A 23,839-nucleotide genomic window follows, 5' to 3' on the forward strand; every position below is an offset into this window, starting at 1 on the left:
CTCCTCATTCCCCAATTAATTTGGAGTTCACCATGTCAAAACCACGTTATGGTATTTGGGCACCTGTTGGTGGCAACTTTGGCCCTTTAGATACTCAAGAAGAACCGATTGATGCGAGTTATGAGCGATCGCGATCACTAATTTTAGCAGCTGAACGTTTGGGGTATGTGACAACTTTGGTGGCACAGCACATCGCCAATCCACGCAGTTTAGAGTTAGAGCAGTTAGAAACTTGGACTGCTTCTGCGGCGTTGGCTGAGGCTACAGAAAAAATTGAGATTATCGCCGCTATTAAGCCTTTACTATTCCATCCTGCTGTTCTCGCGAAAATGGCCTTAGGAATTGACGCTATTAGTCGGGGACGTTTCGCCATCAACTTAATTAGTGCTTGGTTCCGTCCAGAAATGGAACGCACTAATATTCCCTTTCCTCCCCATGATGAACGTTATCGCTATTCTGGGGAATGGTTACGGGTTGTCAGAGCTTTGTGGAGTGGGGAAAGGGTTAACTTCGAGGGAGAATATTTCAAAATCACAGATTTGAGCTTACGTCCTACTTCCATCGCCAAACCCTATCCCCGGATTTACCTTGGTGGCGCATCCGATCCCGCCCAGATTTTAGCGGCTGAACAAGCAGATATTTACTTTATCAACGGTCAGCCAATCGAAGATGTGCGTCAGGTAATTAAACAAGTATTGAACCGTCCGCGATCGCTACCTCAACCAGTGCGTTTTGGTTTATCAGCCTTTGTCATTGCAAGACCTACCGACACAGAAGCGCAAGAGGAACTACAGCGACTCACAGAACTTCAGCAAAGAGAAGAACATTTGAAATTAAGCGTGGCTAAAGGTGTCGATCCAGACGCAGTCATGTTTCGACTCTTCGCTAAAAATCCCGCCGTTGGTGGTAATGGTGGGACAGCCGCAGGCTTAGTTGGCAGCTACGACACAGTTGCTACAAGAATTGCCGCTTTTTCTGATGCAGGTATCGATACATTTATGCTGCAATTCAATCCTTTTGTCAGGGAAATGACCCGCTTTGCCGAAGAAATTATGCCTCGTGTCCAGCATTTACAGCCTGTATAGGAAAATGGGTAAGTGGTAATTAGTTATTTCTCCCTCATCCCCCTCATCCCCCACCTCTCGCGATCAATCTAAAATCTAAATAAGGAGACGAAATATTGTCCCAACTGCCAATACAATCTCTGACTTTATCCCCCTCTCAAAAATCTTGGGTTTTGTTAGGTGTGGGATTAGGGGTGTTTATGTCTACCCTAGATGTGGGCATTATCAATGTGGCTTTACCCACTTTGGTGCAAAGCTTTCACACTAGCTTTCCTATGGCCCAGTGGGCTGTTTTGAGTTATCAGTTAGTCAGTTCTGGTCTAGTTTTAGGTGCAACTCGTCTAGGAGATATGTGGGGCAAAAAACCCCTATATCAAGCAGGGCTGATTATATTTACCTTAAGTTCACTGTTGTGTAGTTTCGCGCCTACTATTGAGTGGTTGATTGGTTTTCGCGCACTTCAGGGACTTGGTTCGGTATTTATCTCCGGACTGGGTTTAGCGATTGTTACAGAAGTCTTCCCCGCTTCCGAACGAGGTCGGGCGGTTGGGATCATTGGTAGTGTAGTGTCACTGGGGATTGCTTCTGGGCCCTCTGCTGGTGGGTTGTTGTTAAACTTGTCAGGTTGGCAGAGTATATTCCTGATCAATGTGCCCTTGGGCATCATAGCTAGTTTCCTTGTGGCGCGGTTAGTACCACCGTCTATACCTAGCGATCGCAAACAAAAATTTGACCCATTAGGAGCCTTGTTAGCTTTATGGACTTTGGGTAGTTTTGGCTTAGGTATGACGATAGGGCAAAGCGAAGGCTTTAGCAGCATTAACAGCTTCGTCTTACTCGCGATCGCCGCCCTCAGTTTTGTAACTTTTCTGGTAGTAGAAGCCATCCTCGATCAGCCATTACTAGAACTGCATCTATTTCGCAATCTTCAGCTGAGTACCAGTTTGCTCAGTGGTTGGCTAACATTCACTGTAATTGGTGGTTCTTTACTGATTACTCCTTTCTTTTTAGAGCGAGTCAAGAACTATCCCACAGCCAAAGTCGGGTTACTATTAGCTTTTTCGCCAATACTTAGCGGATTAGTTGCCCCACTCGCTGGTATACTTGCAGACCGCTTTGGTACAAGATTAATTAGTTCAATTGGTCTGGGATTGATGATTGGGGGTTGTTTGGGTATCAGTACTTTTGATGCGGGAATTACTGAGATAGGGTATATATTGCGTTATTTTATTTACGGTATTGGCTTAGGTTTATTTCAATCGCCCAATAATACTACTGCGATGGGTGCAGTATCTCGCGATCGCCTGGGGATTGCTTCTGGCTTGCTGTCTTTATCGCGTACCTGCGGTAATACTGTCGGCGTTTCCCTGATCGGTGCAGTATTTGGTGGTTTAATCGCCAGTGTAGCTGCTGGTGCAGATGTATCCGTGGCTCCTCCGGAAGCGATCGTTACAGGATTCCAAGGAACCTTTCGGTTTGCGGCGCTAATTCTGTGTGCGTCTGCGGCTGCTTCAGTTTTCAAGTTACGCCATGAAGTACCCCAGAAGGAAGACAAGGAGGACAAGGGGGACAAGGAAGATATGTGTTTGTAACTCCTAAACGGATTGCTATATTTCGGGTAATTATTTATCTCCATTAACAAAATGATAGAAATTAGCCAAGCAAAACCAAATTATATTGAAGCCGTTAAGGTTTTTTATGGCGAATGTGGTTATGGAGGCGGGCCTATAAGTGAAGAAGATTTGATATTTATTGCTCAATTAGAGAACAAAATTATTGGTGCAGTACGTTTGTGTCCCAATACTGATTTTTTTGTGTTGCGAGGAATGCAAGTTCTAGCGCCATTTCAACGCCAAGGTATTGGTACGCAACTGCTTCAGATATGTACTAAGCAATTAGTGAATCGAGTTTGTTACTGTAAGTAGGTCAACCTTAAAAAAGATAAAATAGATCCTTTGCGATTACTTCTCTACGAGACGCTACGCGCTAAGCGAAGCTATGCCGAAGGCTTTACGCTAAACTACGTTCCGCTCGTAATGACATTTGACGTTTAATTAGTTTGAACTACTTATTCCTTGGGAACATTTGCGCTCCTTCTATCAACAAGTAAAGTTTCAAGAAGTTTCACCAGTCGAAGTTCCCATCCTATTGCGCGAGCGATTTGATAATTATATTTTTAGGAAAATGAACGTCATTTTAATGCGTCGATTGCCGATTTTATCACAAATTTTATGAATCGCAGATGCCAAACATAAATTTAGAAATACGACCTTATAAAATAACAGATGAAGCACAAGTAATTAATTTATGGTATCGATGTAATTTAGTAGTACCTTGGAATGATCCTAAACAAGATATTGAACTTAAATTGCAAGTCCAACCAGAATTATTTCTTGTTGGTTTGATTAAGACTCAAGTTGTTGCTACTATTATGGCTGGATATGAAGGACATCGTGGTTGGCTCAACTATTTAGCTGTAGCACCAGAGTATCAAAGACAAGGTATTGGGAAATATCTCGTTGAGCAAGCAACTATTAAACTGAAGTCCATAAACTGCCCAAAAATTAACATCCAGATACGTAATTCAAATACAGATGTTATTCAATTTTACGAGCATCTAGGATTCAAAATAGATGATGTTATAAGTATGGGTAAACGTTTGTGAAGAGTGGCAAAGTTTGGTTTAGCTGCACATTAACGCCCTCACCCTAGAAGGGTGGGGCTATAATTACAAAGCCTGCCTGCGCAGGCTAAATTATATGCATCTTCATATTGAATTGGTATAAGTAAGTCGGTGGAAATAAACACAACTGAATTCAGAAATATAAACCAATACGGTTCAGTTAAGGATAATTGTAGGTTGGGTAGAGCGATAGCGAAACCCAACAAAGCCGCGAGAATGTTGGGTTTCGTCCCTCAACCCAACTTACACTAAATCAGGTTTTTGACGCTAACTGAACCGTATTGAAATATAAACAGGTTTAAAACCCTTACCAATGACAAATGACAAATGACAAATAACAAAACTTACTTAAGGTTTCCAAATAGCATCTTTGACTTGAAAGGTTTTAGGAATTAGCTTTTGACTGTAGAACAAATCAACTACTTGTTGTTGTTCAGCAATATATTCATCCTTCATTTCAAAGACACCAAAATAAGGACGATTTTTTAAAGAATATTCCAAAACCTCTGGCTTATATTTAGTTTCTACTGCCAAAAGTTTGGCAACTTCAGTAGAATTAGCTTTCGCCCAATCTTCTACTTTTGTTTGTTCTTCTAAAACGATTTTGACTAAATCGGTGTGATTTTTGGCAAAGTTTGCTGTAGCAATGTAAAAAGCGCGTTGAGGTGCGACATCGGAACCTCTAACTAATACGCGCACGCTACCATTTAATTCTTTAGAAGCGAGATAAGGATCGCCAATAGGTAAAGCATCGACATTACCACCTTCAAAAGCTGTGGTACTATCGGGAATTTTTAAGTAAACAGGTTGAATATCAGTCAGCTTCAGTTTTGCACTTTCTAAAGCTTTGAGGACAAAGTATTGTAGTGCTGTTCCTTTCTGAACTGCTAATTTTTTCCCCTTTAAATCAGCAAGGGTTTTAATCGGAGAATCTTTAGGTACAATAATAGCCTGAGCGCCTGCATTTGAACCCGTCGCCGCCACATAGAGGATGGGATTACCACCAGCTTGAGCAAATACAGGTGGTAGATTTCCTACGTTTCCAATATCAACACTACCAGCAGCCATTGCTTCCATCATCGGAGGGCCACCTTGGAAGGATATCCATTTAACTTGAATACCTTCTGGCGCAAGTCTTTTTTCTAATAATCCCTGCGCCTTCAGCAAATTCAGTCCAGGTGTACCGCTTTGGTGACCGATATTAATCACCTTTAACTGTGAAGAACTAGGAGAGGGTTGTGCAACGGGAGAAACGTTACTTTGTGAGGTATTTTGCGAACTACAACTAGCTAGGGCTAAAAGCCAAGTTAATAAACAAGTGGCGATCGCAGTTAAAATATAGCGACGGGTTTTCATATTTGCAGTTGAAAAGGTGACAGGCTAATACCCGTCACCGATGAAAATTGAGGAAAATTAATAAAGAGAAGCCAAAACCTTATCAGCAGCGGCGCGGAATGCACTCGCAGCACCAGCACTCATATCTCGTGGCGCACAGATGCGATTTCGCAAATAGGCGAGTGTAATAGCTCCAATTGCAGCTATCTTGGGATCGATAGTATTACCATCTTTACCACCTGTGCGTCCACCTGGTAGAGGTTCACCGTTACCGTTGATGAGGTAATCAGCAAGCAATCTCAGGTGAAAATCAACCACCTCTTGAACTGCTGAAACATCGCCATCTACAGCTAAGGCTTGTACGCCTGAGTTTCTCAAAATATCACCAATAGCTGCTTCTCGATTATCGCTCAATCTCTCCGCAGCTTCTGCACGAAACTGGATGGCTTCGCTTTCTGCGGGATCTAAGGGTAAAGGATTTCCAATCGGTTCTACACCCCATCTGCGGCGTAAAAGTAAATTGTTGGTGATATTATCCGATTTCACCCGATGATAAGCTGGGCGTTGATTTAGTGCTGCAAACCAAGCATTGATTCGGGGATAACGGGGATTACCTTTGATGTGATACTGTCGATAAACTGGTAAATTAGCCGCTAATCTATCGAGATGGGGACTGTAGAGAATGTCTACCAAGCTAAAATTGCTAAGAAAATAGGGGCCGGGATATTTACCTAAAGTTTGTTCAAGTTCATCTAATTTAGCTTCAAATTCTGCTTGTAACTTAGCTAATTCATCAGCATTGTTAACTTTTTCTCTGAGGAATTTGTAAGCAATATCTCTAAAACCGTTTGTTTCTGATTCCTCTACCCATTGTCTCGCAACAGCGTTTTCTTCTGGGTCTTCTGGAAATAATGCTGGCGTAGGAAATCTTTCTTCTAAAGCTAAGAGAATATCTTTAGATTCATACACTAACTTGCCTTCAATTTTTGCACCAGGTACAAGGGTAGTCGGTACTAAATCAGTATACCATTTTGGCTTATTACTTAAATCAATAAACTCTGTCTCAAAAGGAATTTCTTTTTCTTCTAAAGCAAACCAAACCCTCTCACAAAAAGGACACCAAGAATTAGTATCTCTATATAACAGAACTGGTGCTTTAGTGTCTGGGGGTAGTTTATGCAAACTGCTGGGTATAGGTGCAGTAGATGGAGCTTGTCCTGGTCTTTTTACCCTCCGCGCTGGGGTATTTTTTCGAGCAGTTTCTAAGAGTTGTTCCCAATTAGATACAGCGTCTTGAATAGCCATTTTTGACACCTATTTAAAAATATGTCGGACGACCTCGAAACTTAGAGCAATCCTATGGGATTGGGGAAAGGGGAAAGGTAAAAGGGGGAAAGGAATTGAAAATTCGTAATTACGTTATGAATGGGGATTTAAACTGAGGAATATAACCCTCAATTTAATTACGAATTAGTAATTATATTGAATTACCTAGCTTTATGGGGAACGCCAGAAAATACAAATAATTGTTGCTCTTTCGGTGCAGGTAAATTTTCACCGACGTAACGATTAATACCTACTCCCATATCTCCAGTGGCGGTGAGTTTAAACTTAACTTCTTCAAATTGAGATGCTTGTAAAACTTTCCGCACAGTGTCAGAGTAAGCAGTACCGTTAGAATGTCCGCGAGTCCAGAGAACAAAAGCACCTTTTTTACTGAGAAAACTCAAGTTATCTAGCAAGCGTTTAAGTTCGCCTTCATCAGCCAAATTACCAAATACACCACAGACAATCACAATATCTGCGGGTACAGCGCCTACATAATTAGCGGAGATAGTTGCATCACCATTGATAAATTCTATTTGCTTGGCTAAACCCAATGATTCTATAGTTGCTTTTCCACGTTCAACTAAGTTGGGGTTTAATTCAACCAGTCTTGCATAGACATCTTGGGCGCGGGGGTGATTTGCTAAGGTTCCGAGTAAATCTCTACCATCGCCAGCGCAAACACTAACTACACGGATTCTTCCAGCTGGTGATGCATCTAAGCTGTAGGTGATGTATTCCCGCACGATTTCTAGGCGTTGTTGTAATTTTGGTTCCGTATTATAGAGATCGTGCCATTCAAACCAATCTTTTGGCATAAGGGGTGATTCCCATTCCTTGCAAACTGTGGCTTTGCAGTGTGATAAGCACGCTGCACAATAAATAACTACGGCAAATCTATCGATTAACAGTATTTTGCAATGAAGGCACAGTATCACAGATGTAGATGCAAAATCAAGTCTGCTGGCAATACTGTTCTGTAAGCTTATTTATGAAGACTCAGTAAGAAAATCCGGTAAGAAATGGCTTCTAAATCAAAGCTGTGAATCACTTGTAGTCAATAACTGAGTTAGCCAGTGCTGAGCAACTTCCTTGCTTGGTCGGGGCTTCGCAAGCTGGGGGAGTAGGGGTAGCTGGGGTGGCTGGGAAAGATACGATCGCATCAACCTAGTAAATCTGGTATAAACAACTGCAACACTTGTCCTTAATGCTGTTCTGAGGCTAGTGAATGGCAAGAAAACAATAGTCTGATAGGCGATCGCCCACAACAAATTACTTGCAGTTTCATCTGTTACTGTTTACAGTTTGCTATACATAGCATTATTTATATAAGAATTTTATGGGAATCGAGGGTGTTTGGTGGTTTTTTAAGATTCAAGAGTCTGATTGGACTGAGATTAAATCTGACTTTGACAGAGCAGCAACAGGAGTAGACAGTCTACCTGAAGTTCAATCATTTGTTTTGCGTCCTGTAGCACCGCCTGTTACCCCAAAATATGCTGAGGCAGTTGTCGCAGGTGTGCTGGCAGGTGCGGAACTGGGTAAACGGCTTTTTCATCGCCCATTTCACGAATTAGCATTCAAAATTCTGATCGAAAAACCTGAGTGGGAGTCTAGTGAGCGTCTAGTTGAATTTGCTTTACAATCAAGAGTCTTGCCTACTGTCGTGTTAATGACAGGCATAGGTCATGAACGGTTTGCTCAACTGCCGGGTTATTTGGGAAATATGCTGCTGCATCCGCAAGAGGTAGCTAGTGCTTTAGAATTAGTCTCGCACACGCTAGATGTTGACTGGCAAAGCTATTCTACTAAAGCTAAGTGTACTTTAGACTACGGCGGCCCTCCAGGCTCAGAGTTTGACTTTGAAGCTGACGCAGATGTGGCTAAAATCTTACACGCGCTCCCCAATGCTTTGCAAAAAGTTAAGAATGATGAGGCTGGTCTACTGGTCTTAAGTTCGTGGGGTTTTCCAGATACAGATACTCCTCAAGACTCTAATACGGTAGCAGAGTCGGATGATATTGAGTTTTAAGTTTGATACTTGAAGGTAATATATAGGTAATTATTTAAGCACTTTAGTGTTATTAACAAGCCCCCACTATTGTCATGCAAGCTTGATTTGTTATTCAGTTCTGCCTCAATGCTTTACCCATCTACTAGGTACGACCGCATAATAGAGATGCACAGCATTGGCTCTCGAAACCATTGATATACTTGGATTTTTACACCTCAAGTAAGAAATTCTCGTTTTGAGTTTCTTACTTTGATGTTTCTGAGAGCATTTTGACAATCTCCTGCAAAAAAGCGATCGCCCTCCAAATCAAAATTCCTAAATAAATATTTCATAGTTGCAATTCATTGCAATATTCCGTAACTTCTCGGTTTTTGATTCCCTGATACTTGATTAACTGCTGATGAATGCAGTAGGATAATTAAAACTCGGTTATTACACGTATTTACCGTAGTATTGAGTATTTCTTCTCTAAACAAGTTTTTTAACTGCTACAAGCCTTTGGTAAGCAGCAATCAAATATAAAAAGGTACATAGTATTTTAGAGATTGGGACTTTAGGTGGTTACAGTACAATTTGGTTAGGGCGATCGCTTCCGGCTGATGGTTACCTGATTTCCTTGGAGGCTAACCCAACACACGCCGAAGTCGCCCGTGGTAACATTGCTCGCGCTGGTTTATCTGATATCGTAGAAATTCGCCTCGGACGGGCGCTAGATACACTTCCACAAATCGCTGCTGAAGGGCGTAAATTTGACTTGATATTTATTGATGCAGATAAACCAAGCAATCCCGATTATCTTGCTTGGGCACTCAAGCTTTCCCATCGTGGTACTTTAATTATTGCCGATAATGTTGTCCGTAATGGGGCAGTGATTGATGCTGCTAGTGACGATTCTAACGTACAGGGTATACGCCGCTTCAACGAATTACTTGCAGCAGAAACCCGTGTTAGTGCTACCGAAATTCAGACTGTAGGTAGTAAAGGGTATGACGGCTTTGCGATCGCTGTTGTCACTGGCGATATTTGAATTGTAGATGCGATCGCTATTAAGTTAATTTTGAACTGCTTCTAACCAGGACGATAAATCAGCTACACCTGTAAAATCTAACAGTGCTTCGCCTAGATTTTCTAATTGTTCTAGAGAAAGACTATCAATGCGATCGCGCAATTCTTGCGATAATTCACCCACCCGTCGAGTCAACAAACGAAGAATGAGCGATTTTGCTTCTTCTTCCTTAATTTCGCGGTAAACTCGTGTTTCCTTGAGCGTGATTCCTAGCATTGACTCTACCTCAGTTCGAGTTAATTGTTCAAACTTGTAAACCATTATGGTCACGATCATCTCTATTATGGCGCGACTGGCTCTTTCTGGGGCTTCTTGAGATGTTCTGGTTAACAAATACCGCGCTTCTTGGGGTGCAATCTCATCATCTACTGTTGTCAACACCATCAGCGCTACCCATACAGGTAATTGACGAATATCACCCAACTCATCTAAATATATGCGATGTACTTGTCCACCGTTGAGTAATGAACGATGGGGATAAATATCAGTTTGTTCGAGAGTGCGAGATGGGTAAATTATGACAGCTTGCCAATCATTAAATCTGTCACGGTTACGGTAAAAATATAGCGAAGATTCCGCAAATACTCTTTCATAAAGCCTTTCGTCTTTCTGAAACTGGACTTCGCAAAAATAGACAATCCCCGGAGTATCATTTTCTGGTGGTAGAAATACGCCATCAATTTCAAACTTGGGTTCTTTAATGGCGACTGAATCAAATCGATAGGATTCAGCATTTATTGGGGGATTTGTCAAGAGTTCAAATAATAAACTAGGCGATTGTTGAAACAGTTTGTAAAAAATTGAATCTCGGCGCATGAAGCATTAAATTTCGTCGATTTGTTGAATCTGCTCCTTATTAAATCATCTAATTGTCAGAGACGCGATAACCCTTGTCTGTACAAGTTGTCATTTGTAGGGGTTTGAAGGCTATTTACTTTTATTAGTAGAGTTTGGTGCAATGAAGAAATTAAGCTGAAGGTTTGTAATTTTGGTGGCTAACTATCCGGTTTGTAGCTCAGATAAATTATTATCGCTGGCTTTTTCAGGTAAAAATCCACCTGCTTGCATTTGCCATAATCTATAGTAAGCACCGCCTTTTGCTAGTAGTTTACTATGAGTACCATCTTCAACAATACGGCCTTGATCGAATACTAAAATGCGGTCGAGATGGGCGATGGTAGATAAGCGATGAGCGACGACAATGACGGTTTTGCCATTCATTGCTAAATCTAGGGTATCTTGAATCGCTTTTTCGGTGATGGAATCGAGGCTAGATGTGGCTTCATCTAAAATTAGGATGGGTGCATCTTTGAGGATAACGCGCGCGATCGCAATTCGTTGTCTTTGTCCTCCAGATAGTTTCACCCCCCGTTCCCCTACGAGAGAATCATAACCCTCACTCATCTGAATAATAAAATCGTGAGCGTAAGCTTTGCGCGCGGCTTGAATTACTTCCTCATCAGTAGCTTCAAGTCGTCCGTAACGAATATTTTCTAGTAAGGTGCGATGAAACAAAGACGGATCTTGGGGAATTAAGCTAATTTGGGCGTGTAATGCATCCTGTGTCATATCGCGAATATCCACCCCATCGATGAGAATTTGTCCAGATTGGGGATCGAATAGACGCAAAATTAAATTGACAAAAGTGGATTTTCCCGAACCGGAAAAGCCTACTAATCCTACACGCTGTCCTGGTTGGATAGTAACAGAAAGGTCGTGAAATACTTGTTTTTCCGCCGAATAGCTGAAATTAACGCGCCGAAACTCGATTTTTCCGGTAGTGATGGAATGAGCGATCGCATTTTCTCGATCAACTAACTCATGGGGTTGCACAATAGTTAAAACACCATTGGCGATATTACCAATATGTTCAAATAAATCTAAAAATCTTCTACTTAAATTGCGGGCTTCGCTAATAATTAACAGTGATAAGCTAGTTGCTACTACAAAATCAGCAGTTGCGATTTTTCCTTGACTCCACAAAGAAAGCGAGTAATACAAAGTAGCAATTTTCAAAATCGCTGCGGATATAAACTGAAACCAGCGAATGCGTTCTGAGTACCAGTTAGCCTTTCTCACCTCTATGATTTCGCGCCTAAATCGCTCATTTAAATAGCGTCTTTCAAAACCTAAACGCGCAAACAATCGGCTAGCAGTCAGATTTGTAACTGCATCGACAATGATACCAGCTGTTTCACTTCTAGCGGCTGCGGCTTTGCGGGAATGAATTCGACAGCGAGTAGCTAACCAAAAAGAAATACTGATAAATAAAACTGCCCATATTCCCACCAATGCAGCTAGAGGCGGATAGGCACGATACAGTAAAATGATAGCGACGATATAGACAATGATGACTGACATAAATTCAGAAATCAGCATTTGCATTGTCTGGGTAACGCCGTAAGCAGTTTCGTTAATACGCTGTGCTAAAGCACCTGCAAAACTACTACTTAAGTAGCGATGGGAATGTTGCTGTAAATAAGCATAAAGTGAGCGAATAATATGCTGGCGGTGGATGGGATGGAGAATAGTTAATAACAGTCCCGAAGAACGCCCAAATACGACTTCACCTATACTTAAGGCAGTGAATAGCATTAAGGGTTGACTGATGGTTGCAAAAATCTCACTGCTATTAACCGTTGATTTTGTGACGCTGCGGATAATTTCGCCAATGGCATAGGGTAACATAATGCCACAAGTCGCGTGGATGATTTCTAAAATAACGGTTGCTATATACCACCAGCGAAATTGATTGACAAAATAGCAAATAAACTGGAATGAATTCGGCGGTAAATTTGGTGCTTCAGCAGCACGTTGAAAGAATTTAAATTGTCTGAGCTTTTTTGGCATTAAAGTTAATTTTCTCGCTTTAATTCAAACTTTTAACTAACATCGCAACTAATAATTTCAAAAATGATCTATAACTATAATTTTAGTTAAATCAGTTTTATTAAAAAGTAAAGTTTAACCTGTATATATAGCAATCCGGAATCATTCGTGAGAAAACACTGAGATAAAAATCCTTATTTTACAGGCATTAAAGCCTTAATTCATTCTCACGTATCATTTAGGAATGCTATATATATTTCACGTCCATGAAATATCGTAGACTTTTCATATTTCATTCTTATTTTTTCTATGACTCTAACTGATGCTGTATTTGCTGGGTTAACAATGCCAATAATATCAGGAAATTTGAATTGCTCAAATCCATATTGAATTGTTGCTGATGCGGCTTCAGTTGCTAAACCTTTACCCCAAAAATTGGGATCTAGTCTATATCCAATCTCTCTTTCGTTGACATTATCAATTTGCTCAATGGCGATTCCACAGTAACCAATCAATTGGTTGCTTTCTTTGAAAATGACAGCCCATTTGCCAAATCCAAACGTTTTGTAAGAAGTTATAAAATTATCTATTTTATCTTGAGTTTGCAAAGCTGAGAGAATTCCTGTAGGCGAAAATTTCATTACTTGGGGATTTACAAGTATTGGCGCAAGTTGATGCACATCTTTTTGCTGGAATTCTCGCAGAATTAAGCGTTTTGTTTCTATAGAAAACATTCTGGCTACATTAGCTCAAGGGTGATAAAAAGAAAAAAATAGACGGCTGAACCAACCGTCTGCTGCTGTTACATCAATTCCTAACTAACGCACAGCATCACCTTTGCGATATTCGGCGGTGATATCGTCTAACTTTTGTTTCAAGTTGTCATCGAGTTTGACTTCAATTGCTTTGAGAGTGTCATTCAGTTGTTCTGGACGACTAGCGCCAATAATGGGAGCAGTGATTATCGGATTAGCTAAAACCCAAGCTAATGATAAAGTCGTGAGGGATAATCCGGCTAAATCGGCGACTGTGCGTAATTCTTCAACTGTGTTAAACTCGCGATCGCGCCAATAACGATCTTGATAACGTTCTGCGGCTAAACCTAAGGTAAAACGAGTTCCTTGGGTGGGGCCTTGAGCAAGATTATGTTTACCAGTCAGTAAACCCCCTGCCAAAGGATTGTAAGGAATTACACCCAATCCTTCCTCTTGCGCTAGGGGTAAAAGTTCGCGCTCAATCTCGCGGAACAACAAATTATAGCGAGGCTGAATCGAGACAAAGCGAGTTAAATTCCGCACATCAGCCCGACCTAAAGCGCGGCTGAGTCGGTAAGCTAAGAAATTAGAAACCCCGATATAACGTGCTTTACCAGAACGAACTATGATATCTAGGGCTTCGAGAGTTTCATCTAAGGGAGTTGACGTATCATCAGAGTGTAATTGATACAAATCAACGTAATCGGTTCCCAAGCGTTTGAGGGAAGCATCAATCGCATCTAAAAGATGTTTGCGTGAAGCACCCTGATCCCAAGGTGCAGGGCCTACCTTGCCTACAGCTTTGGTAGCCAGTATAAAATGTTCGCGTTTACCTTTCAGCCAGCGCCCAATAATTTCTTCAGTGCGTCCGGCTGTAGCAACTCCACCGCCTAAAGGATAAACATCGGCTGTATCTAAAAAGTTGATACCAGCATCGGCGGCTTTATCGAGAATTACTCTGGAAGTTTCTTCATCAGTCTGCAATCCAAAGGTCATAGTACCAAGAACAAGGCGCGAAACTGTCAAGCCAGTTTTACCGAGATTTGTAGTTGGTAAAGTCATAAAATAGTTCCTAATGCTATTAATGTGAGATTTAAATGCGGAATATTTGGGCTTTTGCTTGGGGTGCTTTGGTCGGAATTCTTGGTGGATTAATTGGTTTGGGTGGTGCAGAGTTTCGCTTACCAGTTTTAGTTAGTATTTTTAACTATCGAACCCTACAAGCAATTATTATTAATCTCATTGTTAGCCTCATCACTGTAACTTTTTCATTCATTTTTCGCAGTGGTGTTATTGGTCTTGAGAATGTTTTTGCCAACCTGACAGTAATCATTAACATTCTGGCAGGTTCTCTTATCGGCTCTTATATTGGGGTTAACTATGCAACTAAAATCAACGAACGAACATTAAATCGGATTGTTGTTGTTTTTCTATTTTTCCTAAGCTTTATACTGATCGGGCATCATCTCATTTTCAGTTTTCAGAGTCTGCAACTGCCCAGCTTCCTAAAAATTGCTATTGGTTTTTTAGCAGGAATTGTCATTGGTATATTCAGTAGTATGCTTGGTGTCGCAGGCGGTGAGTTGATTATCCCGACAATCATTCTGGTGTTTGCAATTGACATCAAATTAGCAGGAAGTTTGAGTCTGGCAATCAGTATTCCCACTATTATCATGGGTTTATTCAAATATAGAAGTCAGCAACGACTTCAAGAAGTAAAATCAGAGCAAATATTCATTGTTTCAATGGCATTTGGTTCAATAATAGGAGCGTTGATTGGCAGCATTTTTTTAAGGTATGTAACCAATTCTTGGTTGTATGTCATCTTGGGTGTGATTCTATTGTTATCGGCTTTTAAATTAGCAAAGCACAAGCCAGCTGCATAAAGCATCCGTTATTACTGAACCAAATCGATTAGGCTATTACAGAAGCTTCACGACGGCTTTGTGAAATTAGCCATTGTTGCAATTGTGGGTTGCTGTAGACTTCATCGGCAATAAAATGATCGCCATCAGGCAGTAGAGTAAAATCTACTTGACCTTTGACTTGGCGCAAGGTGGTGACAACCTGCTCTGTATCTTCTATTGATAGTTTTTCGTCTTTTGCACCTTGGAAGATTTGGATGGGAATTTCTTGAAGTGCAGCTAGTTGTGTTGCTTCCAATGTCTTAGGTGCGCGCCCGGAAACTGCTACCAAACCGGCGAAGCGCCTAGGATTAGAAGCGGCGATATGCCAAGCGCCAGCTGTACCTAAGCTGAATCCAGATATAATTACGCGGGACGGATCGATGGGTTGGGAGGCGATGAGATTATCTAGTAAAGCAATGACATCTGATTCTCTTTCTACCCAAGTTTGCCCTTCAGGAAGTTGGGGAGCTGCAAAGACGTAAGGTAAAGGGCTTGACTCATCTACAAAACGTGGTAAACCCCATTTCAACAGTATATTTAAATCGTTACCGCGATCGCGCGCTCCGTGCAAAAACAGTACCAGGGGTGCAGGTTTATTCGCATCATCAGCCACGGGTGAAAAAAGATAAGGTAAGGAACTATTGCTGATTTGTTGTACTGACATAGGTGAATCCTAAATAATTGGGGCATGGGGCATGGGGCATTGATTATTTCTCCCCTGCACCCGGCTCCCTGCCCCCTTGCTTTCTTGTCTCTCACTAACTCACCGCAACCTTCGCTGGTTGTTTCCAAACTGCGGCGGCGTACAATGAGTCTTCAAAGTCGGGGGCGATGTTATTACCAGTAATGCGTGCTTCATGCTGTTCCCAATCAGCGAAGAATAAATCTTGGCTGATGCGGGACACTATTGCAGGGATGTCACGGCGAATGCTGGGTACATCACCAATTGGCAAGCCAAAGCTGACAAAACCAGCCGGATTGAAGACATGAATGTCTTTGAGATATGGTGCAGTACCAGGTACTTTCTCTAAATATTCGTGGGCTTTGCCGAGGTAAGGGTGCGTTCCTAAATCTTCGTCGCGCTGTTCGGCTGGTGGCTGGTAGCGATCGCGCCACAAAGCAATATGCTGTGAAAAGTCGGCTAGTTCTGGGCGCTTTGTCGGGTCAACAAAGTAACCAGTACCAGCGATCGCAAAATCAAACTCGAAAACATCATCGTTCACCTGAGCAATAATGCGATCGCCTTTTTCCCTTGCAGATTTCCAAGGTGCAGATAGATGCAGGTAAAAATTAGGAAAGGCGATTACCCGTTCAATTGCATCAGGTGGTGGTGTGGAACCTACTTGCCGAAATCGCCAAGCTTGAAACCAGCGAGCTGTATCAGGTAGTTCTGGATAGTTGAAGTAAGCACCAGGATAGCCACGCACACGATTGATTGGTAAAGATGCGATCGCTTCTCTGCGGGCAAACAGATGTACTTCCTTGGCTCCCGATTCCAGCGCTACCCCAGCAGCATCAAAAGCTGAAGCCGCCGCACCCAACACCGCTACAGTTTTACCCTGCAATGCTTCAAAGTTAATCAACTCGGAGGTATGTGCATATAAATTGCGTGGTAAATCAGCTAATACAGGCGGTATATACGCGCCACCAGTACCAGCCACACCGTTAGCGAAGATAATTTTGCGGGTAGTTTCTATTTGCGATACACCGTTTACCTCAAGGTGTAGGCGCAAGAAACCTTCAGCAGGCTCAACTCTTACTAACTTCGTCCGGTAACGTACTGAAATACCGAGAAACTGCCGATACCAGCTAAGATATTCAGCCCAGAGTACTCGGGGAATCCGGTCAATTGCTGCGTAAGCTTCAGCACCATGTCGCGCTTCATACCAAGCTTGAAAGGATAATTCCGGAATGCCTAATTCCGGGCCTGGTAGGTTCTTCGGCGTGCGGAGCTTTTTCATCCGCGCTCGTGTTAACCACACGCCAGCATGGCTCTCATCCTCGGCTGCATCAATCACCGTCACGCGACCGATACCTGCACGCCGCAGCGCAAACGCAAAGACACTACCGCTACCACTACCACCAACAATTGTGACATTGTGGTCAATACCTGGGCGATCGCTCACCCAGTTTTCCGGATCTGGGCCGATGAGGCGCAGTGCCTCACGAGCGCGAAAATCTAGGTCAGTCGTTGTTGTCATGTCGATTTCCCGTTATGGATTGGGGGAGAAGAGGCAGGGGAGCAGGGAGCAGGGGGACAAGGAATTTTAGATTTTAGATTTTAGATTTTAGATTCAAACCCAATCCAAAATCGCAAATCCAAAATCCAAAATTGAATTGCCCTATGCCCTTACGAAACTTTTATCTAATTGTGGTGATTGGATTTGAGCTACTTGGGATTCGATAGCTGTACCCTTGAAGAAGTTGGAGTTAGCTTCGGTGTAGAACTTGTAAGGATTAGCGAATACGTAAGCTTTGAAGTCAGCTTCGGAAATTACGCCTTCTTTCACCAATTCCCAGCTTTCTGCGAGAGGATCTGTCAAATCGGGTACATCCCAGTGACCGACATCTGAGGAATAGATGGCGTTAATCTTCACGTTTAAGGGATTGGCTTTGTCGTTGAATGCTGCGCCGATGGTGCGATCGTCAGACTCGGAACCAAAGAAGAAACTATTCACCCAGCGATCGCGGATATCTTCAATGCTTTCAATTCCAGCTGCGGCAAAGTCTTCTAATTCCTTACCAACTGGTTGACGGCTATGACGCGCAAAGGAAGAACCTAACACAATCTTGGCTAATTCTTCTTTGGTGAAGGAATACCCTTGGGTAATTTCGCCACCGAAGCGCTCAAACAACTCGAACAACTCATCAGCGTTGGTCAAGTCTGGGTTGTAGTTTTGTAGCCCCTGAAGATTACGCTTGGAATAACGATCTACTAAATGAATGTAGACATGAGCGCCCCAATCTGCGCCACCTTCGAGCATTCCTACGCGCAATTGTGGGAAGCGTTTGGTGACACCACCAAAGAACAACGCCTTCGCAAAAGCTTGGGAACCATCGGCAAAGTGACCGATATGGTTATTCATGTAGTTGCTGATGGAGGAGCGACCAGTCCAACCTTGGCTGCCGTAGTGGGTAGTAATGGGCACACCCAACTCTACAGCTTTAGCCCAGAATGGATCGTAGTCATATTCACTATCCAGCCCAAAGAAGTCTATGTAAGAAGCATATCTAGCAACTTCTGGGAATTTATCAGCAGGATATTTATCTGCGATCGCTTTAATTGGTCGTTTTACACCACCAGGAATATTTGCTACTTTTAAACCTAGTGTATTTACCGCAAATTCTAATTCCTCAATGGCTTCTTGAGGAGTAGTCATGGGGATACCAGCTACCACCGTCAGGCGATCGCTATATTTGCGATATAAATCAGCATGATAGTGGTTAACGGCTCTTTGCAAGGCTTGGCGATTCTCTGGGCTAGCTCCAGCAGGCGCGAGGACATTATTGGGAAACAGTACAGAATAATCTGAACCTTGTTCCGCCTGACGTTCATACAATAATTCTGGCAGGATGTAGGTAGCTAAATCTAGAGTATTTTTGGTCACTCTCGCCCACCAAGGAGAGCGAATTGTGCGATTGTATTGACGTTCTTCAGGTGTTTGTTGATACCAGTCTTTGCCATCTTTTTTAGAATTGAGGCGAGAGGATTCCGCCTTGCGCAATTCGTCTACAAGTTTTGCACCGCCATATTTAGCAATGTAATCTTCCAGCGCTGGTGTGAAATCGTTGGTATGAACGTCGGTATCGATTACTGGATAATCTAGGGTAGCTCTGATTGCAGCTGAGGGTGATGTCTTTAATCTGCTATATTCAGTCATTTTTTTCTTCCTCATATTTAGCTAAGATTTTCAGGTTATGTAGAGCATCAGGAAAACTTAATATTCGGAGGCGCTCTACAAAAAACACGCTTGAAACAGTAGAGTTTAAGCATGAGTGAAAAGTCCAAGAGAATTATTTGGAGGGTTATACCAATTCAAAATTAATAGGACTTACGCAAAGTTAACGGAAAAATGTAGACGCGCCAGCGGCTTCCCGTTCGACGCAGTCGTTCCCGCAGGGTAGGGTACCGCAGAGGACACAGAGTGCACAAAGGAATAAGAGTTTGAGAGGTTTTGTGGGTAAGTCCTATAATGCTTTCTTGATGTAGATCTGCATCAGAATCTTTGTGAATTGGAATAACGCACCTAGCAAAATTTATGCTGATACCAATTTTTCATTTGCTTGTTGTGCAGCCAAACGATTACCTGGACGACGTAAGCCAAGGTTTTCGCGCAAGGTGCTACCCTCATATTCAGTGCGGAATAGTCCGCGTTTTTGCAGGATGGGGACAACTAAATTTACAAAGTCATCTAATCCTGTAGGTAGAATTGGAGGCATGATATTAAAGCCATCTGCTGCACCGTTGTTAAACCATTCTTCTAGTTGATCGGCAATGGTTTCGGGAGTACCAAGTATAGTCCGATGGCCTCTTGCAGTAGCGAGAGAGCGGTACAACTGACGCAGCGTTAAACTACCGCGAGTAGCTAAATCTTTAACTAATTTCAGACGGCTCTTATTGGTGTTGGTGTCGCTTGGTAGTTCGGGAGCTAGATCGTCTAGAGAATATTTCGACAGATCCACACCTTTGTAATAGGTCTTTAAAATACCCCAAGCGACATCGGGATGAATTAATGATTGTAGAAATTCGTATTTCTCTTGTGCTTCTTCTTCTGTACGCCCAATAATTGGGAAAGCACCAGGCATAATTTTTAAATCATCCGGGGAACGTCCATATTTTGCCAATCTACCCTTGATATCGGCATAAAATTCCTGAGCATCTGCGAGGGTTTGATTAGCGGTGAAAATTACTTCAGCAGTACGCGCCGCTAAATCTCGCCCAGCTTCCGAGGCTCCAGCTTGGACAATTACGGGGTAACCTTGAGGCGGACGCCCGACGTTTAAGGGGCCTTTAACGGAGAAATGTTTACCTTTATGGTTGAGTATGTGTAGCTTCTCTGGATCGAAATAAATGCCTGATTCTCTGTCACGAATAAAGGCATCATCTTCCCAACTATCCCACAGTCCTTTGACGACTTCGACAAATTCTTCCGCCCGTTCATAACGCAGGCTGTGATCTGGGTGATTTTCCAATCCAAAATTAGCTGCGGCGTTATCATTACCTGTGGTAACTACATTCCAACCGGCGCGTCCTTTACTCAAATAATCTAGAGAAGCAAACTTCCGTGCTAGGGTGTAGGGTTCTTCGTATGTAGTTGAGGCGGTAGCGATGAAACCGATGTTTTGAGTGACTGAAGATAAAGCCGAGAAGAGAGTCACAGGCTCGAAATGGGCGATTTTACCATTACGACACTGATTTTCGCCACCGTTACCCCAAACTCCTGGGCTATCTGCAAGAAAGACTGCATCAAATAAGCCTCGTTGGGCTGTTTGGGTAATTTCTTTGTAATGCTCGAAATTCAACCCTGCATCTATTTGCGCGTCAGGGTGTCGCCATGCAGAGATATGATGTCCAGTGGCTTGAATAAATGCACCTAACCGAAACTGACGTTTTTTGCTCATCTACTTTGTTCTCTTCTTCAATAAATGCGGTTCGCTAATAGCGATCGCTTTTTTCACAACATCAGTCATCATTTGACTGCTGCTAAAAAACTTTGGCTGATTTCTAACTGCTCAAAACTCATGGCTTGGCTTGATAACCTGACACATCTTGGTCAAACCCTTATCAATAGCTAGTAAGTGACTTATGAAAAGACGAAAGTTTAAGCTTTCCACTACTGACATACGCCCAAAAAATAATTGTATCTGGATGGCAGATTTATAAAATCCTTTGACTGTAAGGCTTTGAGGTAATCATGTCTGATATAGGCATTCACCCATAACTGGACAATCAAGATACAGCTTACACAATCAATCCAAAAAAAGATGTGCTGGCAAACACAAGTGTATGATATACGAATTATTAGGTTATCAAACATTAAATATTGCAAAGCATCTAGTGAGGGGCTGGGGGCTAGGGCGTGTTTTCAAAGTCTTAGATCCCCCCTACCCCCCTTAAAAAGGGGGGCGAAAAGACCTCAAATTCCACGCCACTTGCTACAAGTCGGGGAACCGCAAGGGCGCAGTGGCTCCCCTTTTTAAGGGGGATTTAGGGGGATCGAGAAATTTAGAAGGCTAAACGAGTAGTTTGCAAACACGCCCTAGAGAAGGTATGCGCAAGGCGATCGCTTTGCCTATCGCAGAGAAACCATCGTTCGCAACGAGGATATTAAAAAAAGTTATTTGCTGGCTAGCTTTTCATACAGAGATTTAACAAGATGAACGATAAATTTATGCTGGCTGCTTTAGCTCAAAGCAAAAAAGCTTTACCAGAATGCTTACCAAACCCACCAGTAGGTTGTGTCATAGTCCATGCTGGCGAGATAGTAGCAGTAGGATATACCCATTCACCAGGAAAGCATCATGCTGAGGCTGATGCACTTACTGACATTCAAGGTCAAGATTTACCGTTTTTGCAAATGTACGTCACTCTTGAACCTTGTTCTTTTCAAGGACGCACACCTTCTTGTGCTTTGGCGATCGCTAAAGACCCCCGCATTCAAGAAATATATGTCTCGCTAGTCGATCCAGATCCGCACAATAACGGTAAAGGATTAGATATTCTTAAACAAGCAGGAAAAACAGTTCATGTCGGTTTGTGTGGCGAGGAAGTGAATCATTTTCTGGAAAAATATCTAATAAAGTAAATATGGTGAAATTAGTAATGTTTGATATTGATGGCACTCTTACTGAATCCAATCACCTGGATGATGAATCATATTTACAGGCGTTGTTTGAAGTATTTGGTGTTTCTGAGGTATCAAGCGACTGGGCATCATACAATCATGTAACAGATGCTTGCATTTTAAAAGAAGTTTGCCAGCGTAAACTTGGTCGCATTCCTACATCTAGAGAGGTTGAGGTATTTCAACAGCGTTTTTTAGAATTACTTGTTGATGGCGCACAAGCAAGTGGTGGAGTCAAAGCGATACCAGGTGCATCTGATATTTTGAATAGGCTACTCGTGTCTGATGACTATCTCTTAGCCTATGCGGGAGGCGGTTGGGCAGCATCAGCGATGTTCAAGTTAAAATGGGCTCATCTTCCCATTGATAATATTCCTTATGGGTTTTCGGATGATGACGATTCGCGAGAGGGCATAATGGCGATCGCTCATTCTCGCTCTGAAATCTATTACAATCAGAGTTTCTTAGAAGTTGTATACATTGGCGATGGTGTTTGGGATAGTCGTTCAGCACGTAAGTTAGGATATGCATTTATTGGTATAGCTTCAGACAATGCAGCCCAAGCATTATTTAACGAAGGTGCGACTGATATTTTTCCTAACTACGATGACTACGAGAGTTTTTTGCTAGCTTTAAACAAGTCTAAAGGCATAACAAAAGGTGCAACTGTTTCATAAGCTTTAGCGGCTTGCAATACTAGTAAATCTCTGTATTTAGCGGCGATAATTTGGATACCTACAGGTAAACCGTTGCTGGTGAAGCCGCAAGGTACAGAAGCCGCAGGTTGTTGTGTAAGATTAAACGGATATGTAAACGGTGACCAATCGTGTTGGGGATTGTCAATATATGACGGGGGACGATTTTGTCCGACGGGAAAAGCAGCTACGGATAAGGTGGGAGTAATTATTATTAAGGTAGAAATTCCCACCTAGACCTATCCTAAAATAGGAAATTTAATGGGCGATCGCTAAACTCACATGAGGTCACTCGATCGCAAAAATCTCTGTCTACAGAATACTTGATTATTTCGGGATTATCTGATATGATTGCTAATTTTTATTAAATACTAAAAATCTATCAAGTTACCGTATATTATTAAATATCATTAACCAAGCTACAGGAATATAAAGTAGAGAAGAGCTTGGTTATCTATTGAGTATATCTATTGCAGGCAGTAGATATCAGACTAAACACATCTAGGAATTCATCTCATGAGCTTAGATCTACAACTATCAGGTAAAACAGCAATTGTCACAGGTGGTAGTGCGGGTATTGGTTTAGCGATCGCCAAAGCGCTCTATAGTGAAGGTGTGAATGTAGCGATCGCAGCTCGGAATCCAGAACGGCTAGAGAATGCCGTCAGCGCGATTCAATCCCTATCCACACCAGGGGCGAAAGTCATTTCTATCAGTGCCGATTTAACTCAGACAGAAAGTGTCGAGCGAGTTGTTTCAACCACATTGGCACAATTTGGACAGATTGATATCTTGATTAACAACGCAGGTTCAGCTCGTGCAGGCTCTTTCCTAGAGTTGAGCGATGATGCTTTTGTGGATGCTTGGAACCTCAAATTACTAGGCTATATCCGTTTGGTTAGAGCTGTTGTACCCCATTTAAAGAGTCGGCGTGATGGGCGAATTGTCAATATTATCGGTGGCGCTGGACGCACACCTCGACCAGGGTTCCTGCCAGGCGGTACGACAAATGCTGCCCTATTGAACTTCACGCGCGGCATCTCTAAAGAACTAGCCAAAGATAATATTCGCATTAACGCCATCTCACCTGGTCTGACGGCAACAGAACGTGCAGAAACTTTAGCAAAGCAAAATGCTCAGGCCCGTGGTGTGAGTGTAGAAGAAATTAAAACAGAATCCTTGCAATCTATTCCTTTAGGAAAAATCGTCAAACCAGAAGAAATAGCTGCACTAGCTTTATTTTTAGTATCTGACCTTGCTTCTTCAATTACAGGTGCAGAGATTTTGGTTGATGGTGGACACACCCCTGGTGTTTAGATA

The 23,839-nt window shown here is 42.4% G+C and carries 22 protein-coding genes; 10 read left to right on the forward strand and 12 right to left on the reverse strand.

The window, feature by feature from the left end:
- Positions 1-32: 32 nt before the first annotated feature.
- From AACU32_RS05965 to AACU32_RS05980, 4 genes are all read left to right on the forward strand, one after another.
- Positions 33-1,085, forward strand: a complete 1,053-nt coding sequence (locus AACU32_RS05965; RefSeq protein WP_096598736.1) for an LLM class flavin-dependent oxidoreductase — start codon at positions 33-35, stop codon at positions 1,083-1,085.
- A gap of 95 nt (positions 1,086-1,180) precedes the next feature.
- Positions 1,181-2,656, forward strand: a complete 1,476-nt coding sequence (locus AACU32_RS05970) for an MFS transporter (RefSeq protein WP_339377558.1) — start codon at positions 1,181-1,183, stop codon at positions 2,654-2,656.
- A 51-nt stretch (positions 2,657-2,707) separates the two neighbouring features.
- The gene (locus AACU32_RS05975) at positions 2,708-2,989 is read left to right on the forward strand and encodes a GNAT family N-acetyltransferase (RefSeq protein WP_096598738.1); all 282 of its coding nucleotides are present in this window, start codon (positions 2,708-2,710) and stop codon (positions 2,987-2,989) included.
- A gap of 317 nt (positions 2,990-3,306) precedes the next feature.
- Positions 3,307-3,729 (forward strand): GNAT family acetyltransferase, encoded by a 423-nt coding sequence (locus AACU32_RS05980; RefSeq protein ID WP_096598740.1) that lies wholly within the window; start codon positions 3,307-3,309, stop codon positions 3,727-3,729.
- A 366-nt stretch (positions 3,730-4,095) separates the two neighbouring features.
- Here the strand turns inward: AACU32_RS05980 and AACU32_RS05985 are convergent, their stop codons facing one another.
- The 3 genes from AACU32_RS05985 to AACU32_RS05995 all read right to left on the reverse strand — a co-directional run bounded on the left by AACU32_RS05985 (position 4,096) and on the right by AACU32_RS05995 (position 7,226).
- The gene (locus tag AACU32_RS05985; protein WP_096598742.1) at positions 4,096-5,103 is read right to left on the reverse strand and encodes an aliphatic sulfonate ABC transporter substrate-binding protein; all 1,008 of its coding nucleotides are present in this window, start codon (positions 5,101-5,103) and stop codon (positions 4,096-4,098) included.
- 57 nt (positions 5,104-5,160) lie between these two features.
- Positions 5,161-6,387, reverse strand: a complete 1,227-nt coding sequence (locus AACU32_RS05990) for a glutathione S-transferase family protein (RefSeq protein ID WP_096598745.1) — start codon at positions 6,385-6,387, stop codon at positions 5,161-5,163.
- A gap of 182 nt (positions 6,388-6,569) precedes the next feature.
- The gene (locus AACU32_RS05995) at positions 6,570-7,226 is read right to left on the reverse strand and encodes a class I SAM-dependent methyltransferase family protein (protein ID WP_096598748.1); all 657 of its coding nucleotides are present in this window, start codon (positions 7,224-7,226) and stop codon (positions 6,570-6,572) included.
- 521 nt (positions 7,227-7,747) lie between these two features.
- Here AACU32_RS05995 and AACU32_RS06000 point away from each other — a divergent pair.
- Positions 7,748-8,440: a hypothetical protein gene (locus AACU32_RS06000; protein WP_339377559.1), complete on the forward strand. Its 693-nt coding sequence runs from the start codon at positions 7,748-7,750 to the stop codon at positions 8,438-8,440.
- Positions 8,441-8,933: 493 nt separating this feature from the next.
- Positions 8,934-9,449 (forward strand): class I SAM-dependent methyltransferase, encoded by a 516-nt coding sequence (locus AACU32_RS06005; protein ID WP_096598750.1) that lies wholly within the window; start codon positions 8,934-8,936, stop codon positions 9,447-9,449.
- 24 nt (positions 9,450-9,473) lie between these two features.
- On the opposite strand, the gene AACU32_RS06010 is transcribed toward AACU32_RS06005, so the two are convergent.
- The 4 genes from AACU32_RS06010 to AACU32_RS06025 all read right to left on the reverse strand — a co-directional run bounded on the left by AACU32_RS06010 (position 9,474) and on the right by AACU32_RS06025 (position 14,134).
- Positions 9,474-10,304 (reverse strand): Rpn family recombination-promoting nuclease/putative transposase, encoded by an 831-nt coding sequence (locus tag AACU32_RS06010; RefSeq protein WP_096598752.1) that lies wholly within the window; start codon positions 10,302-10,304, stop codon positions 9,474-9,476.
- Between the two features lie 183 nt (positions 10,305-10,487).
- The gene (locus AACU32_RS06015) at positions 10,488-12,338 is read right to left on the reverse strand and encodes an ABC transporter ATP-binding protein (RefSeq protein ID WP_096598754.1); all 1,851 of its coding nucleotides are present in this window, start codon (positions 12,336-12,338) and stop codon (positions 10,488-10,490) included.
- A gap of 206 nt (positions 12,339-12,544) precedes the next feature.
- The gene (locus AACU32_RS06020; RefSeq protein ID WP_096598756.1) at positions 12,545-13,051 is read right to left on the reverse strand and encodes a GNAT family N-acetyltransferase; all 507 of its coding nucleotides are present in this window, start codon (positions 13,049-13,051) and stop codon (positions 12,545-12,547) included.
- 84 nt (positions 13,052-13,135) lie between these two features.
- Positions 13,136-14,134: an aldo/keto reductase gene (locus AACU32_RS06025; protein WP_096598758.1), complete on the reverse strand. Its 999-nt coding sequence runs from the start codon at positions 14,132-14,134 to the stop codon at positions 13,136-13,138.
- A gap of 35 nt (positions 14,135-14,169) precedes the next feature.
- Here AACU32_RS06025 and AACU32_RS06030 point away from each other — a divergent pair, with 35 nt between their 5' ends.
- The gene (locus AACU32_RS06030) at positions 14,170-14,958 is read left to right on the forward strand and encodes a sulfite exporter TauE/SafE family protein (protein WP_096598760.1); all 789 of its coding nucleotides are present in this window, start codon (positions 14,170-14,172) and stop codon (positions 14,956-14,958) included.
- Positions 14,959-14,986: 28 nt separating this feature from the next.
- Here the strand turns inward: AACU32_RS06030 and AACU32_RS06035 are convergent, their stop codons facing one another.
- From AACU32_RS06035 to AACU32_RS06050, 4 genes are all read right to left on the reverse strand, one after another.
- Entirely contained in the window at positions 14,987-15,643 is a 657-nt protein-coding gene (locus AACU32_RS06035; RefSeq protein WP_096598762.1) for a carboxylesterase family protein, read from the reverse strand.
- Positions 15,644-15,737: 94 nt separating this feature from the next.
- Positions 15,738-17,180 carry a SidA/IucD/PvdA family monooxygenase gene (locus AACU32_RS06040; RefSeq protein ID WP_096598764.1) on the reverse strand — a complete coding sequence of 481 codons (1,443 nt, stop codon included), beginning with the start codon at positions 17,178-17,180 and terminating at the stop codon, positions 15,738-15,740.
- A gap of 141 nt (positions 17,181-17,321) precedes the next feature.
- Entirely contained in the window at positions 17,322-18,860 is a 1,539-nt protein-coding gene (locus AACU32_RS06045) for an amidohydrolase family protein (RefSeq protein WP_096598766.1), read from the reverse strand.
- 376 nt (positions 18,861-19,236) lie between these two features.
- Positions 19,237-20,601, reverse strand: coding sequence for an LLM class flavin-dependent oxidoreductase (locus AACU32_RS06050; RefSeq protein ID WP_096598768.1), 1,365 nt, complete (start codon positions 20,599-20,601; stop codon positions 19,237-19,239).
- 755 nt (positions 20,602-21,356) lie between these two features.
- On the opposite strand from AACU32_RS06050, the gene AACU32_RS06055 reads away from it, so the two are divergent.
- A complete protein-coding gene (locus tag AACU32_RS06055; protein ID WP_096598770.1) occupies positions 21,357-21,785 on the forward strand; it encodes a bifunctional diaminohydroxyphosphoribosylaminopyrimidine deaminase/5-amino-6-(5-phosphoribosylamino)uracil reductase RibD in 429 nt (142 codons plus the stop codon).
- Positions 21,786-21,787: 2 nt separating this feature from the next.
- Complete coding sequence (locus AACU32_RS06060) at positions 21,788-22,501, forward strand: HAD family hydrolase (RefSeq protein WP_339377560.1); 714 nt, start codon at positions 21,788-21,790, stop codon at positions 22,499-22,501.
- On the opposite strand, the gene AACU32_RS06065 is transcribed toward AACU32_RS06060, so the two are convergent.
- Positions 22,435-22,752, reverse strand: coding sequence for an amidase family protein (locus AACU32_RS06065; RefSeq protein ID WP_339377561.1), 318 nt, complete (start codon positions 22,750-22,752; stop codon positions 22,435-22,437). The two genes, AACU32_RS06060 and AACU32_RS06065, sit on opposite strands and share 67 nt — an antisense overlap.
- Before the next feature lie 283 nt (positions 22,753-23,035).
- Between AACU32_RS06065 and AACU32_RS06070 the strand changes: the two genes are divergently transcribed.
- On the forward strand, positions 23,036-23,836 hold the full coding sequence (locus AACU32_RS06070; protein ID WP_096598772.1) for an SDR family oxidoreductase: 801 nt from the start codon (positions 23,036-23,038) through the stop codon (positions 23,834-23,836).
- Positions 23,837-23,839: the final 3 nt, after the last annotated feature.

Source organism: Calothrix sp. NIES-2100 (genome assembly GCF_963875285.1).
In the GTDB taxonomy this organism is placed as follows: Bacteria; Cyanobacteriota; Cyanobacteriia; order Cyanobacteriales; family Nostocaceae; genus Aulosira.